A 15257-nucleotide genomic window follows, 5' to 3' on the forward strand; every position below is an offset into this window, starting at 1 on the left:
TGCCAACAGTATCATCCGACTATTGTAGACCACATACTTTACGCAATAACGACTAATCGTTTCTGAGGTGCTTTCTGGTCATAAACACGTCTATAATAACGTCTCATTATCAGTCATATTATGCATCACTATTAGTCTAATTTGTGTAATAGCTTATTTCAATACAACGACAATTAACGAATGACCAACATAATTATAAATATTGTTTGTTAAACCACCGTCTTAAGAATAAATTGTACGCAATACATTTTTGCAAAAAGCATTGTATTTAAACCCTTTTCAAGGTATAATTACTTTACTCGATACTTGTAATTGAGTACTAGGCTATTGGAGACTCCCTCACAACATTCCCCTATAATTGTTGTGAGGGTTTTATTGTAAAAAACGATAGAGATGCTTGAAATTGAAAGTTTTTAAAAGTGAGCATTCTTAAAAACATCGACACCAAAAATAATTACTCGCTACCCACTAAAACGTAGAATAGCTAGTTGGTAATTCAAAATATTGGAAACTTATCGCCATACTTTGAAAAAAATTACAAAAATCTAAGATTCATCATATATACATAACTTCGTCAAAAAATTCATCAAATTGATTGGCATGAGTCACTAAAATTATAGTTTTACCACTCTGTTGTAATTTACTTAGTAAGTTCATAACTACAAAGCCATTTTCATCGTCTAATGATCCAGTAGGCTCATCAGCAATAATGATTTTACTTGGCTTAATGAAAGCTCTCGCAATTGCAATTCTTTGTTGTTCACCACCACTTAGTGTATAAGCACGTTGCTTAAGATTGAAGTTATCCAATCCAACTTGACTTAGAGCAATTTTAAAGAGTTCTTTTTCCTCACCTTTTTTTATTTTCAAAAACTTGCTTGATATTGATAAATTCTCCTCAATAGTTAAGTTAGGAATTAGTAAAGAATTTTGAAAAACAAAACTTAAAATTGTTTTGTAGTAATTGCGAATTTTTGACTTGCTAACGTTTGAAACATCAACGTCATTAAACAAAACCTTCCCAGTAGAGGCTTCTTCAGTTAAACCAATTATATTCAAAAATGTACTTTTTCCTGTCCCGCTTGCCCCTTTTATAGCAGTAAAGCTATTAGATTTAAATTGGTGTGTTATTGGTCCAAATATCTTTCGATCATTAAACTTTTTACTTATACTTTTCACAGTCACTTCCAAATATCAGTACCTCGGATTTCTTTTAATTTTAAATAGATTGCGCTATAACTGATAAAAAGATCTGTTAACCCAAGTATCAAACAGAAACCGATAGAGGATATGCCGTCACGATTTAAAATTTGAAACAAAAATAACACCACTCCAGAAAATGGAACTAATTAAAAAATAACTACTGGATATCTGAAGAAGAGAATATCCGGACAATCTCTTTAAAAAGAACGTCTTACCATTAGTAATTAAATAGGCTTCTGCAGCAAATAGAGTTAATGCTAAGTAACTGATTACCAGCAGAAAACTAAGTATTCCAATCATTGCATTTGCTTTTACGTTCTGATCAAAAATAGTCGCAACTAGTTTTTGTGCAGAAACCATTTTCGGGTAATCTCCTGAAATGATACTTTTCCTAATGAACTTTTCAACTTGACCGTCTTTATCCTGGAAGAAAAAATTATTTGAATCTCCTGCAATATTATCAGCAAAAACTGAAGCTGGAAGTTTCATAAGCTGCTGTGGTAAAACAAAGATTATCGGATTCTTCAAAGCTGAATATTCATCAAAAAATTTGATTAATTTTGGATTACTTTTAATAGACTGATAATGCAACTTTGGTATCTTAACGTTGTTTCCCAGCTTATCAGAAACTCCTAAGCTCCTACCTAATGAGGACGCTTCTTCAAAATATCTTTTTTGCATAATTTTCATAATTTTATCTGTATGGTTGGAAAGATTTTTCGGAATGAGAACCGTAGCAAAATTTGTATTTTCATGGATTGTTAACTTTTTCCCCTGATTTGTTTTCAAATCATTAATTCTAATGTATTCAGGAGAAACATAAACGATATTGCTTCTAATAGTGCTCTTTTTAATTCTTTTATGTTCAAACAGCCTATTTTTAGTTTCATCAGTTGGTGCAAAAATAAGTAACTTGTGTGCGTATAAATTTGTAAATAAATTTTGCGTCGCCTTAATATGCAAGTCTGGCCTTTCCTCTTCAAATTTAAGCATACTTCTAGTTGGCATTAAAGGTACATTAGAGTATCCTGCTAAAACAGTATTCGTCTTATTACTATTTGACAATGACAGAGCAGTTTGCGTAACTTATGGAACAAATTTCAAGCTAACAATTACTAAAGCCAGCATAAGTATGGTTTTAAAGAAGATATTCATTTGAAAAATTCTTTTTGCTGGATATTTTCCCTTTAGGTAAAATTTTTAGGCTGATATATGAATACATATGCTATATATAGAATCATCGAAATAGTCATGGCAATTGATACAAATGCTATTACCGCTAGATCACTATATATGAGCCACCAGAAACTTTCATAAATAAATCTGATTGATATTAACCCAGTTAACAGGATTACTATTAACGTGGATTGAAAAAGGTTCTTCAGGTTGGCTTTTGCCTGAAAGCAAATTATATTCCACCTTGAATATCCAAATAGTATTCGAAGACTTATTTCTTTAAAGGATAGCAATTGTTCAATAATCTGTGCAAACAGTAAAAGCATAATACTGATTATTAAAACTAATAATAATTGTTGCTTATGAGCAACAAAAGGTGTGTATTGTTTTTGTCTAGCTTTATCAACCGTTATCCTTGGCTCGTTAAATTGCTTCACTAAATATTTCTGCACATCATAAGAGGATAATTTTTGACTTGGCTTCATAAAAAAAAGTTCCTCCGAGTAGACTATTAGATGGCAGACTATTGATATTTTCAATGATAATTTTCCCAAAAATATCTTTCTCAATAATATCCTTCGATGATTTTACTTGTATTCCTTGTTCATTTGGAAAATAGAAATAAGTGGTTGATTTTGTGACGATATTGTTTTCTTTTTTGATAATTTTCCAATGCTTTTTTACTAAACCATTCAGTTTAGTTAGATTCATAGAAGTATCTCTATCAATACTAATTGGTAAATTCACTCTGTACATTTCCTTTTCAATAGATGAAGTTACCTGATTGTAGTGAGCATTCATAAAAGCAGGAAAAATAATCAAAAAAGAAAGCGTCGTCATGAAAATCAACAGTAATTTGTTGACTATCTTCATTTCACGGCACTTCCTTTTTCAGTCACAGATTTCTATTTATAATCGTAATATGAATTATTAGAACTATAACTCCAATATGAAGGAGTTTCTGCTTTCGCCCAAGTATTTTTAGCCTCCCACCCTGTTTTTGTGTAATGCTTATTCATCATGGCTGTGGCTCGATGTGTACGGTTGCATTTAAAGTCCGCAAATTGAGAAAATTTCAAAAGTCCATGAACCCCATAATTGAATGTTCCTCCCAAAGGTGCGTGGTCATTTTTCCAAGAGAATCTTTACCCCCAACGATTATTTTACTTCCCTCAGACGAACGGTTAACAACAGCCGTATCTGAGGCGTATGCTTGACCACTATGAATATCTTGATTTGCTGTTTCTGAAACCGAAGCATTGGCAACCGTTCCTCCAACTGTTAATAGCGCAACACCTAATGCCACTTTCACCAAACTTTTTTTCATCATAATTCCCTTCAGTTATAAATTCAGCAAATTAAACTAATTACTACATCCTTTTAGTTTCGTTTAGCTGCTGATGTCATTATAAAAAACTAATGTAAATGTTTTATGTCGAACTTGTAAAGATCGTGTAAAGGTCAATTTACGCAAAAATAGATTTCTCCGTCAAAAGAGAAACCGATTTTTAAAAATATATTTAACCGCTAATCAGTCTTAGAAGCTGAAGAAACAGTATCCACCAGCTCGCCAATTGCCGTCTTAGCAGCAATTGGACCAAAGGTGAAGATGTCAGCTAATGAGTTCCCACCGAGACGATTTCCGGCATGTAACCCACCAGCAACTTCCCCAGCTGCGTACAAACCGCTGATCTTAGCACCGTCCTTATCCAAAACATGCGCATCCGGATCAATGGTCAGACCACCCATAGTATGGTGAATGGCTGGCCGCCGCGGCGTTGCGTAGAATGGCGCGTGTTCAACCTTCAAATCAAAGACGTTCTTGCCGAATTCTGGGTCCTTGCCGGCATCGACGTAACTGTTGTACTTGGCAACGGTATCCTTCAAGGCCGCAGCGTCCACGTTGATCTGGTCTGCCAAATCATCCAGGGTGTCCGCCTTAAATAACCGGCCTTCTTTGACCTGTTGTTCTAGCTTGTCTTCACTGGTGTTGTAAGCCGTCTTCTTGATCTCGTTATCGGCGATCAAGTAGAACAACCCACCATTATCAAAGGCCGCCTGAGCCAGCACGTCACGTTCAGCAAATTCGTTCACGAACCGCTTCCCCTTGTTGTTGACCATCACAAAGTTTGCGGGTGGGCATTGAATCCCGGAGAACAGTTCGCCGGTCTCAGGATCCGCAACGGGCATCATTTGGATGAAGCCCATCCCGAATTCCCCAGCATTGACACTTTCGCCAAGTCGGATCCCGTCACCAGTGATGGCTGGCGAGTTCGTTGTGGCAATGTTGTCATCGATGGTTGACCAGTACGTGTTGTACTTCTGCACCATCTTCGTGTTGGCACCAAAGCCACCGGCAGCCAAAATAACGGCTTGCGCGTGGATGGTGATGGTTTGACCATTGGCCTTCTTCACGATAACGCCCTTGACCTGACCATTTTCATGGATCAGTTCCGTCACGGGACTTTCCAGCAAAATTTGGCCGTTGTGGGCCTTGATGTAGTCGCCTAACGCTGAGATGTAGCCAAAGCCGGCTTCTTGCACAGGCTTATGACCACGGCGCCAGAGCGCACCAACGGGCATCGTGACTTGCGAGTAATCAAAGTCAACGCCGATCTTATCCAGCCATTTTTGTGAGGCCAGCGCGTTGTCAGTCAACTTCTTAACCAGTGGATACTTCCCGAAGATCCGGTTGCCCTTCAGATCGGTCCGCACACCGCCCAAGTAAGTCTGGATCCGGTGCAGTTCAACGGAGTCAAACAGGTACTCGTGGCCAGATTTCTTGGTATCAGCCAAATAATCGGTAATTTGTTTTTGCAGGGTCTTGAAGTCTTCTTGGTAGTCGGCATCAATATCGTTGACGTACATGTCCACGAAAGCCTGCAGCGACTTGTCTTCACCAGGAAGGGCATCGAACTTGCTCTGCCAGTCTGGGTCAGCCGCGTTCATTGGGCCCCCGGCACGGACGGTGTTGCCGCCAAGTGCCGCAGTCTTCTCAAGTAAAACGACCTTCTTGCCCTGATCTAACACAGTGGCAGCTGCTGACAAGCCAGCACCCCCGCCACCGATCACAGCAACATCCGTTTCGATGGTCTTATCCTCGGTATCGGCATTCGGGTTCACGTATTTCGCACGGGCCTTCAGCGCATCCGGGTTCCCGCCAGCTTGTTGTACGGCTTCGGCAACCCCGTTGATGATCCCGTGACTGGTGTCAGAAGCACCGGTCACAACATCCACATTTAAGGTTTGACCAGCAACGATTTCAGCAGGTAGTTTCACGTAAGCCGTGTCGCCGATTCCCTTCGTTTCAGTATCGCCCTTCACTTCAACGGCTTCGATCCGGTCGTCTGACAGGGTGACATCAAGCGGAAAATCACCGTTGTGTCCCTTGGCCTGAACCGTGTACTTGCCAGCTTTAAAATGTTGGTCGTCCTGAGCAGGCACGGCAATTGGAGAGGCCGCTTCCGTCTTTGACGCACTGGTCGTTGCGTCAGCAGCACCATCCGCAGCATCGTCCACTGGCGCACCGGTGGCTTCAGAAGCCGCGGTGGTCGTATCAGCAGCGTCTGACCCGTGCTTTGACGCACCGCTCATGACATCCGCAAAGGCACCCTTTTCAAATAAGCCGATAATGTGTTCCACACTACCCGTAAATTCGATGGTGCCAAGGTATGACCCGTCTACATCACGCAAGGCATAGTACTGAATCAGTGTTCGATGACCGTGCATGATCAATGGCCGTTCGACCATGTCCCGTGAGCCATCCTTGAAACTATTGATGATGGCTTTGACAGCAGGCAAGGCCTTCGGTGGGTGACATTCCTCGACGGTTTCACCAATTTCATTCACGTGGCGGACGTGCTCACGATTTGGTTTATCGGAGTACCAAGCAAAGTGGTCGGTCCGGTCAATTAAATCAATTTCAAACGGAATGGTACTAAAAATCTGTTGGGCTTCCTTAAAGGTCAGCCGGCCAGTAGGGAAGTTAATATAGGCTTCGTTGACGAATGGTTGTTTCAAAGTCATAAGATCATCCTCCTTCGTACGATTTTCTAAGGCATCAATCAGTTGAACAAAGCTGGTAAAGCTTTCTTCCAGGTTCTTCACAGCAGCGGCATCGGTAATGTTGCCGTCCTTGGTGAAATTGCTGGCAGCTTTGCCAACTAGTACTTCATGGCCGGACAACACGGCGGCGTTACAGTCAGGTGAAGCCAGAATGGCCCGCACTTGTTCCTGTGCCCGCGACGTTGCCTGTGTCCCGTAAGACACGCCAACGACCATCGTTGGCTTTTCCTCTAAGATGTTCTTAGGGTTGTAGAACAGCCACTCAATGGCGCTGATTAGCGCCGCTGGAATGGCGTGGTCGTACTCGGGACACGAGAAGATCACCCCGTCCGCGTTCTTCACGGCCTGTTTGAACTGCCAAACAGCCATGGACTGTTCTTCGTAGGACAGATCCTGGTCAAATGCTGGTAGCTGAGCAATTTCCAGCACATCAATGTCAGCCAGCTGCTTGAAATGTTTCTTCATGTACTTTAGCAGCAGACGGTTATAGGAAAAGTCAGCGTTCGTGCCGACAATGGCAGCAATTTTCATTTAGCGGCCTCCTTTTTACCCATGTTCTTGCGTTCAGCAAACGTCAAAAAGTCGCTGAAGCAAGACTCGAGAAACTTAACAGTCCCAGCGTCCTTCAGGTCACCGTTGTCATCAAACGCGGTGTCGCCGTTACCCAGCATAAATTCGTTGCCCTGCCAGGCTTCCGCGTTGACACCGGGCGAGTTCAGGATGCCGCGCAAGGCCATCTGCACGCGAGCCACCCTGTGGCTTCGACGAGACGCTGACGATCATGACGGGTTGGTTGGCGAACGGATGAAGATTGTAGGACAACCATTCGATAACGCTCTTCAGTGACGAGGCCACCGTGTGCGCGTGTTCGGCGCAACTGATAATGACCGCGTCCGACGATTCTATTTGGTGCGCCAGGTCAATGACCGACTGAGGGTCACCGCCCGGATAGTTTTCATTAAACATTGGAATCTGGTCGATGTCGGCCACCGTAATATCCTGGTCGTCAAAGTGACGGGCCATGAACTGTAAGAGTTTGCGGTTAGACGAGTGTTTCGAGTTTGATCCAACAAGTGCCGTTATTTTCACAGTTTTCACCTCAAATAATGGAGTTAGTACTGACACAACGCGGGTAAGTCCCCGCGGCCAACGTGTTTAAGAAAGTGAGCTGGTTGGCAGGTTGATGCGCCCAGTTGTTATTTGGTGAGCATAAAATTAAAACGCTTTCTTATCTATTTTGACACTACCATTATGCAACGGCTAATCTTGTTTGTGAAATAGATTCTTAATTGAAAAACTATGCCGTTTTTGGCATACTATAACTATCTACCACGTTTGAAGGGGGTTATTTCGTGAAACAGTTGGAACGTGAACGCCAAATGATTCAGATATTAGAGGCCATCCAGGCTTACGGCAATGTCTCACAGGCCGCTGAAGCACTCTTTATGACCCAGCCCACGGTTAGCAAGATCATCCGCAATCAGGAAAAACAGTACGGAATCTCGTTTCTCGACCGAACCGAACATCCGTTAAAACTCACCTACGCCGGAGAATTTTACCTCGACCGAGTCCGCAAACTGGTTGCCGATTATCAAACCATGACCCACGACCTCAATAACTTTGCGGATAACCGAGTCGGCCGACTCACTATCGGCGTCAACCAATCGCTGGCCCAGGTGGTGTTGCCTGCCGTGTTGCCTGAATTTCACCGGCGCTACCCGCAGATTCAGGTGCAGCTCAGCGAGAAAACGTCTGCTACAATGGAAGAAGAAGTGTTGAACCAGGAACTTGACCTGTACGTCGCATTACGCCAGCCTATAACGAACGCCTGCACTATCAGCGACTGTATACCGATGGCGGTGCGCTACTGCTGCCAAAACAGTGGGCAATCGAACACGTACCCGAAGAACAACTGGACATCAGCCACTGATCAACGGCAAGGACTTCGTTGTCGAAACTGAGCGGACCGGCTTTCAACGGATCGTAAACAGTTATTTGACCAAGTACAACGTCCGGCCGAACATCGTACTGCGCACCGCCAACATTACCACCGCGATGAGTCTCACAGCCGGTGGTATGGGTGCCACGATTGCGCCACAGTCGGCACTCACACCGGAATTATTGGCACGGACCCAGGTCATCAAATTGACACCCACCGCATTACAGTGCGACATCGCCATCGTTTACAACAATCAAAATGAGCCGACAAAACAGGCGCAAAGCTTTATCGACCTAGCAACCAGAATTTTTGAAACCACACACGAGGAGCGCGACTAATCTTGCTGCATAAAGAATTTTACGGACTGGGCACGGCCATCAATTTGACCGTTGCCGAACCCGCTACTGAAGCCGACATCACTGCCGGTTTCCAACTCATTCAACACTACGAAGACCTGCTGACCGTCAACCGGAATGAGTCTGAGGTCATGTCCATCAACCACGCGGCGGGCGACCACGCCGTTGGGGTATCGCCCATCACCTACCTGCTGGTCAAACGAGCGGTGGCGGTGAGCGCCATGCACCTTGTTTAACGTTGCCATTGGCCCGCTCGTTAAACTATGGGCCATCGGGTTCGACGGCGCTAACCTGCCCAAGGACGCCGACATTCAAGAACGGCTGCAGCTGATCGACCCAGACAACATCGAACTCAACGATGAGCGCCAGACCGTTTTCCTGACAAAAAAAGGCATGGAACTCGACCTGGGTGCCATTGCGAAGGGCTACATTGCCGACGCCATCAAAACGCTGTGGCTGCAACGCGGCGTCAAAACGGGCATCATCGACCTCGGCGGCAACATTCTGTTAGTCGGACCCAGCACCCATGACGACCAAAAATGGCGTGTCGGGATTCAGAGTCCGGACGAAAAACGGGATGTGCCAGCTGGCGTCCTAAACACTGCTGAAAAATCGCTGGTCACATCTGGCATCTACGAACGCTTTCTCGTCATTGACGGCCAAGAATACCACCACATGTTTGACTCGCACACCGGCTACCCGATCAAAAACGACCTGGCCAGCGTGACCATCGTCAGCGACCGCTCCATCGACGGTGATATTTGGACCACCCAAGCGTTTTATCAAGGCATGGAAAAGGGACCGGCGTTGATCGAAGCCCAACCGGGACTTGAGGCTGTCTTTGTCACTCGGAACCACGAAGTCGCCGTCACAAGCGGTCTGGAAGACACCTTCCGCTTAGTTGATAGTGAATACCACATGATCAGCACCCACTAGGATCGGAGGTCATTAAATGGAAGATGACGTTTTAAAAAATATCGGCACGATTGCGCGCGCACTGGACGCCATTGCCAACGTGGAGTTCAAACAATTCGACCTCACAAAAGGCCAGTACGTGTACCTCGTGCGCATTTGCGAGCATCCTGGTATCGTCCAGAGCCACTTGGCCGAACTGGTGAAGATCGACCGTTCCACCGCTGCCCGAGCCATCAAAAAACTGGAAGCAAACGGGCTAGTTGAACGGCGCAAACAGCCCGGTAACGATAAGAATAAGGCACTGTTCGCAACGGATAAGGGCATGGCCGTTTACCCAACGCTGAAACGGGAAAACGACTACTCAAATGAAGTCGCCCTGACCGGTATCAGTGAAGCCGACCGGCAGAAATTACTTGAACTGACGAACCAGATGGCACAGAATGTTGGGCTGATTGGACGCTGGTTAAGGATGGGCATCAGCGAGCTTACTAAGGTGTATGTAGTCCGTTGCATTGCGCAATTTGGCACTCCGCCATAGTGGCTCGCGATGAAGCTAATTCGACTGTCGCTGTGCGCCATTCGAATGGATCTTCATCGTCTCGCATGTCACTAAATGGCCCAAAAACGGCCATCAAGTGACATCGACACCATGTCTCCGTGCCAAATTGCTCCATTCCACTCACAGTGAGCTTACTGATTACGCTGGTTAAGTATCAAAATACAGTCAAACACAGTTTGTAGAGAAATCCGCACTCGACTGCTAGTCAATCAATTTCAGGTATGCTAGTTCAGTTGCAGTATTAGGATGGATTGCGACCAGACGATCAGTTGACCTAATTTAGATACGTATTGGCAAGCAGTTTCTATCAAGATTGCACGCTGTAGCGTAGTGGAGCCGGTCGGCATTGCAGGTTGTGGTGTCGGTATTAGTTAGCGACCGTTTTGGGGTCGGCTACTAATACGGGAGACATAGGAAATCCTTGAATTTCTGAAAGGAAATTCAATAGCTCCGAAGCGACCCACCTCAGCCTGCAGGGCCGACCGGCGGAACGAAGCGGCATACAAGATTTATATAAATCATCTAATTCTACACGTTACAAATAGTTTTAGTTGCATTTACCACAAAATAGTTTTATACTCGATGCATTCATTTAATTCATGGGAGGAATGCGTATGCTTCTTATCAAACAAACTGATGAACTGACACCCCAACAACTGATTACCATCCTTAAAGCCCGTGTTGCGGTCTTCGTGGTCGAGCAAAACTGTCCCTATCAGGAAGTGGACGATGATGATTTCGACGACCTGCACGTGGCCCTTTTTAACGATAATGGCGACCTACAAGCCTACACCCGAGTCATGAATAGAGACACCGAAGTAAATTTCGGTCGGGTACTGGTTGTTGACCAATTTCGGAAAGATGGCCTTGGCAGAAAAATCGTCCAAGAAACGCTGGACGTGATTGCACAACGTTTCCCGAATAAGCCGATCAAGATTCAAGCGCAGGCATACCTACAAGAATTATATGAATCATTTGGGTTTGAACCTAAATCTGATGTTTATCTTGAAGATGATATTCCACACTTAGATATGGTATTAATGCCAAAACAAAACTAAAAGCGATGTCCACCGGGTTACTGGTGACCATCGCTTTTTTTCATTTCAATCGATCCATTTGCGGTTTGATCACCGTCGCCCACATGCTTTTCAGCACAACGTAGGCAACAATCACGCCAACCAAAGCACTCAAGAAAAAGCTCGGGACAAACACCAAAGTGCGCCCTTCGTTCCCAGAAATAGCGCAGCAATCGGGTAAGCCACAAAGGCGCCAATAATGCCTGTGCCAATGAGTTCACCAAGCACCGAACATGCTGCCGGGAAACGCCAGAATTGTACCCGTTCCCATCAAGTTGCGGATCAAGGACGTTAAAAACGCTTGCGTGGTTGCCAACCATGGCCCGAGTAACACGCCTGAAACCACATTGATCAAATGTTGCATTGGTGCCACCTTGGCAACACCGACCGTAAATTCAAATAAACTGCCACCAATAACGCCCAGTGCCACCAGCACCGACGTCATGGCGAGATAGTAAACGCGTTTTGTCATGAGACCAAATAACCCCTTTGTCTAGTCCAGCAATGGGTATTTCCTAGCCACCAGACCAGTCAGGTAGACGCCGACACCCAAAATAAGCGCCAGGAAGAACGTTGTCCCCAAAAAGAAGTCCAGTTTCTGCAGCCAGGAATAGCCCACCACACCAATTAACCACCAAACAAAGTTCAACCATACGGCTAGCCGTGCGTGCATGAAGAACACACTGACGAAGAGGATCGCAAACAACGGCGCAAAAACGGCCCCAATCGCGTACAGAAAGTTTTCGTAGTACGCCATAGAAACGCCCAGCGCAATCACCAAACCAAGCACAGTAACGATGATAGCAATCACATTAACGCGCTTGGCTTTGACCAAATTAGCAATGTTCGTTGCTGCCGAATAGGCGTCCATGAATGTTGTTGTGACCGTTGAAAACACAATGATAAACAGCGCAATCAACCCCAGTTTTGTTTGCGACAGAGCCACTGTAAAATTGGATTCACCGGTTAAAATAACGGTGAACATCCCCAACGCAAACATGCCGAAACTGGCCACAAAGTAGCCGCTGACACTGGCCAAACTGGCCTGAAACGGTTTGTCAGTATGCTGCGTGTAGTCACCGATCAGCGGCAGCCACGACAGCGCCATGGTCACACTCAAATCAACAGCCGACCCGAAACTCATGGGTGCCAAATTGGACGCAGTGTGTCCGCCGCTATGGGCAATGATCGTCCATAGGATCAGCAGCATGCCAACGGCTAACAGAATAACGATTGCGTTGTTAATTTTGAACAGCCAGTTGTGATCCATCAGCAGCCAAACAACGATCAGAACCGCCACAATCACTGACATCACCACCGCAGACTGGTAGTGGAATAGCGTTTTAGCGATTCCGTTCATCGCCTGTTGTGCGTTGACGATCATCACCGCCGTCCAGCCCAATAGTTGAACCGCATTTAGAATCGAAAACAACCCGACGCCAGCGCTGCCAAACACTGAGCCTGTTGCTTGAATCGCCGTCTGGTCTCGCTTAGCCGACAAATAGCCAGCCGGCAGCAGAAACACAAAACAGCCAATCAAATGCCCCAGCAAAATCGCCGTCAGCCCTTCCAGCCAACCCAGCGGCGCTACCAGCGTCCCCGTTACAATTTCAGCGATGGAAATCGCGGCCCCCGCCCACAACAGGAACAAACCGCTCAACTTCGTGTTACCCAAGTGAAACCTTCCTCATTTTAACTGCCATCGGACGCTTTAACCCAAAAAATCTCTCACTGAATACGGTTAACCGCAACCAGTGAGAGATCCTTATTTTACCCGATGGATGTCGACACTTTCCTTCGCAAGAATTAACTTAACAGGTTCGAAGGGATCAGAATTTCTTCTATCTCAGCCATTTCTGGCACCCCTAGTGCGTTTTCAATTTAGTTTAATTTTATCGGTTTATTTGTTTCTGTGCAAGTCTGTAAAATGATGGTGTTAAGCGTCCGTTGCATTCCGCAATTTGGCACGACGCTGAAGTGGCTCGCGATGAAGCTAATTCGATTTCTGCTGCGCAGCTCTCGAATGGATCTTCATCGTCTCGCACATCAGTAACCGACCAAAGTACGGTCGCCAACTGATGTCGACACCACAGCGCCGTGCCAAATTACTGCATTCCACTGACATTGAAATTACTTTTTCCACTTGTTAACTATCGAAATATAATCAAAGACTGTTTGCAGAGAAATCCGCCCTCGACTGTGCCTAGCCTATTAAAAGCATTGCTTCTCATGGCGTGGTGACTGCCGGTTGTTCTCAAGTCATAATTGAATGGACTCATTTTTCATGACTATTGGTTAACCAGACACAGACATCCCGCTATTTTCCGACTTCAGTCTTCAAAATTTTCGTCAACTGCCGGTACTGACTCATCATCCACTGATCGTAATTCTTGCCAGCTGGCAATGTCTCTGTGACTTGTAACACCGGTACGTGGTTGGCCTTTGCCAGGTTCATAATATTTTGCGTTGTCTTGCTGGTGACCTGGCTGTTGTTGACAAAGAAGGCAACCTTGTGGTGTTTAATGCCCGCCTGCATTGCCGCAATAGACTTTGGCGATGGGTCACTTTCGTTTTCAATAGCCTCTTCAAATGACTTGTTTGCGACCTTAAAACCAGTTGCTTCCAACGCATAGTCGAAGACCGGTTCGCTGACGTACACGCGCTTATTCGGCAATTTTTGGGCTAACTGTTTGATGGTTGTGATCTCAGTCTGGATATTTTTCAGTGATTTAATGTAGGTCTGCGCTTTTTTCTCGAAGTAGGCTTTGTTCTTTGGCTGCGCCTTCGCAAAGGTTGCTGCTAGTCGATTTGCTAGCTTCAGCATCGTTGCCGGATTATACCAGATATGCGGATTGTCGCCGTCTCTTTTACCCATTAGATCGTCGCCGACCTTGATGTTAGTCGCTTTACTATTTGCCGTCAGCTTTGTCATCCAGCTATCGTAGCCGATACCGTTTGCGACCGTCACATCCGCCGCGTGCACTTGCTTGGCCACAGCCGGTGTTGGCTCATAGGCGTGGGGATCCACTGATGGTTTATTGATGATTGAATGCACCGTCCCCTTGTTGCCCAACACAGCCTTAGCCGCGCCACCATAAAAATCAGTACTCGTGACCACATCGATTTTGTGGCCGTTACTACTAGTCGACGCTTTCCCGCAACCGGTCAAAGCGGCACCAATCCCAATCAGTGCTGCTATCGCGACCAAACTACGTTCTAATCTACCTTTAAACATACCAATAACCTCCAAATGATTTTAAATAGTAATTATTACGTTTTAAAGGTTACCAAAGTCAACCAGTTTTGTAAATAGTAAATGTTACGTTTTACAAATTCGTAAGCTATTTACTTGCTTTAACAACGACTTTCAGGCATAATTCTAAACCGTAACCGTTATTCTTTTTGAATATGGTAGATTGTTCGTGATCATTTTATAGAGTGTGTAGCAAGGCGCTTTGAGGGCGGAGCGTAAGTAACTTTCGGTAGAAATCCCGGTTTTGGATTTTGTGCCGGAAGTTACTTACGCAGGAGCCTCAGCCTTGCGGAACACGTTTCGGCACGGTGGCCGAGAAAACCAACACCATTACCCAAACACTACATCATTAGGAGGCCAAAATTTGGCAAAGAAATCAAAAATCGCAAAGTTCCAACGGCAACAAGCACTAGTCGCAAAGTACGCTGACATCCGTCGGCAACTCAAAAAAGAGGGTAACTACGAAGCATTAGCTAAGTTACCAAAGGATTCAAGTCCAGTCCGATTGCACAACCGAGACAGAATAGACGGCCGTCCCCACGGCTATATGAGAAAGTTCGAAATGTCACGGTTGAACTTCCGCAAGTATGCGCATTTAGGGCAGATTCCGGGGGTTAAGAAGGCTAGTTGGTAGTATAAGAGTGTGGAAGGGGGCGCTTTGAGGGCGGAGCGTAAGGCACTTTGACCCGAAAAGTCCGGGCCTGACTTTTTGGGT

The 15257-nt window shown here is 45.2% G+C and carries 13 protein-coding genes, 5 pseudogenes and 1 riboswitch; of the genes and pseudogenes, 6 read left to right on the top strand and 12 right to left on the bottom strand.

Annotated elements, in window-relative coordinates; genetic code table 11:
* Positions 1-555 precede the first annotated feature (555 nt).
* The 9 genes and pseudogenes from JCM11969_RS01570 to JCM11969_RS01600 form a co-directional block, all read right to left on the bottom strand.
* Positions 556-1185, bottom strand: coding sequence for an ATP-binding cassette domain-containing protein (locus JCM11969_RS01570; protein WP_191982288.1), 630 nt, complete (start codon positions 1183-1185; stop codon positions 556-558).
* Positions 1186-1296: 111 nt separating this feature from the next.
* On the bottom strand, positions 1297-2268 hold the full coding sequence (locus tag JCM11969_RS01575) for a bacteriocin-associated integral membrane family protein (protein WP_156319220.1): 972 nt from the start codon (positions 2266-2268) through the stop codon (positions 1297-1299).
* 122 nt (positions 2269-2390) lie between these two features.
* Positions 2391-2864 (bottom strand): hypothetical protein, encoded by a 474-nt coding sequence (locus tag JCM11969_RS18020; protein ID WP_054707417.1) that lies wholly within the window; start codon positions 2862-2864, stop codon positions 2391-2393.
* Positions 2833-3252, bottom strand: a complete 420-nt coding sequence (locus JCM11969_RS01585; protein WP_054707420.1) for a hypothetical protein — start codon at positions 3250-3252, stop codon at positions 2833-2835. Before JCM11969_RS01585 ends, JCM11969_RS18020 begins: the two co-directional genes overlap by 32 nt.
* A gap of 202 nt (positions 3253-3454) precedes the next feature.
* Positions 3455-3709 (bottom strand): hypothetical protein, encoded by a 255-nt coding sequence (locus tag JCM11969_RS01590; RefSeq protein ID WP_156319221.1) that lies wholly within the window; start codon positions 3707-3709, stop codon positions 3455-3457.
* Positions 3710-3906: 197 nt separating this feature from the next.
* A pseudogene (locus JCM11969_RS20640) lies at positions 3907-5811 on the bottom strand (flavocytochrome c); the annotation flags it as partial.
* Between the two features lie 231 nt (positions 5812-6042).
* Positions 6043-6975, bottom strand: a pseudogene (locus JCM11969_RS20645) (NADPH-dependent FMN reductase); the annotation flags it as partial.
* The gene (locus tag JCM11969_RS18445; protein ID WP_225353080.1) at positions 6972-7115 is read right to left on the bottom strand and encodes a hypothetical protein; all 144 of its coding nucleotides are present in this window, start codon (positions 7113-7115) and stop codon (positions 6972-6974) included. The pseudogene JCM11969_RS20645 and the gene JCM11969_RS18445, both read right to left, overlap by 4 nt.
* A complete protein-coding gene (locus JCM11969_RS01600) occupies positions 7105-7533 on the bottom strand; it encodes an NADPH-dependent FMN reductase (RefSeq protein WP_225353081.1) in 429 nt (142 codons plus the stop codon). Before JCM11969_RS01600 ends, JCM11969_RS18445 begins: the two co-directional genes overlap by 11 nt.
* A gap of 263 nt (positions 7534-7796) precedes the next feature.
* Here JCM11969_RS01600 and JCM11969_RS01605 point away from each other — a divergent pair, with 263 nt between their 5' ends.
* The 5 genes and pseudogenes from JCM11969_RS01605 (at position 7797) to JCM11969_RS01625 (ending at position 11271) form a co-directional block, all read left to right on the top strand.
* Positions 7797-8405: a LysR family transcriptional regulator gene (locus JCM11969_RS01605; protein WP_054707426.1), complete on the top strand. Its 609-nt coding sequence runs from the start codon at positions 7797-7799 to the stop codon at positions 8403-8405.
* Positions 8406-8439: 34 nt separating this feature from the next.
* Positions 8440-8721, top strand: a complete 282-nt coding sequence (locus JCM11969_RS01610) for a LysR family transcriptional regulator substrate-binding protein (RefSeq protein ID WP_054707429.1) — start codon at positions 8440-8442, stop codon at positions 8719-8721.
* 2 nt (positions 8722-8723) lie between these two features.
* A pseudogene (locus tag JCM11969_RS01615) lies at positions 8724-9675 on the top strand (FAD:protein FMN transferase).
* 16 nt (positions 9676-9691) lie between these two features.
* Positions 9692-10146, top strand: a pseudogene (locus JCM11969_RS01620) (MarR family winged helix-turn-helix transcriptional regulator).
* Between the two features lie 681 nt (positions 10147-10827).
* Entirely contained in the window at positions 10828-11271 is a 444-nt protein-coding gene (locus tag JCM11969_RS01625; RefSeq protein WP_054707432.1) for a GNAT family N-acetyltransferase, read from the top strand.
* A 40-nt stretch (positions 11272-11311) separates the two neighbouring features.
* On the opposite strand, the pseudogene thiW reads toward JCM11969_RS01625, so the two are convergent.
* The 3 genes and pseudogenes from thiW to JCM11969_RS01640 all read right to left on the bottom strand — a co-directional run bounded on the left by thiW (position 11312) and on the right by JCM11969_RS01640 (position 14524).
* A pseudogene (thiW, locus tag JCM11969_RS01630) lies at positions 11312-11761 on the bottom strand (energy coupling factor transporter S component ThiW).
* A 21-nt stretch (positions 11762-11782) separates the two neighbouring features.
* Positions 11783-12964, bottom strand: coding sequence for a putative hydroxymethylpyrimidine transporter CytX (gene cytX / locus JCM11969_RS01635; RefSeq protein WP_054707435.1), 1182 nt, complete (start codon positions 12962-12964; stop codon positions 11783-11785).
* 100 nt (positions 12965-13064) lie between these two features.
* A riboswitch (TPP riboswitch) is annotated at positions 13065-13166 on the bottom strand.
* Between the two features lie 440 nt (positions 13167-13606).
* Entirely contained in the window at positions 13607-14524 is a 918-nt protein-coding gene (locus JCM11969_RS01640) for a metal ABC transporter solute-binding protein, Zn/Mn family (protein ID WP_054707437.1), read from the bottom strand.
* A 382-nt stretch (positions 14525-14906) separates the two neighbouring features.
* Between JCM11969_RS01640 and rpsN the strand changes: the two genes are divergently transcribed.
* The gene (gene rpsN, locus JCM11969_RS01645; RefSeq protein WP_054707440.1) at positions 14907-15176 is read left to right on the top strand and encodes a 30S ribosomal protein S14; all 270 of its coding nucleotides are present in this window, start codon (positions 14907-14909) and stop codon (positions 15174-15176) included.
* Positions 15177-15257 lie beyond the last annotated feature (81 nt).

It is taken from the genome of Secundilactobacillus paracollinoides DSM 15502 = JCM 11969, from assembly GCF_001311135.1.
Classification (GTDB): Bacteria; Bacillota; Bacilli; order Lactobacillales; family Lactobacillaceae; genus Secundilactobacillus; species Secundilactobacillus paracollinoides.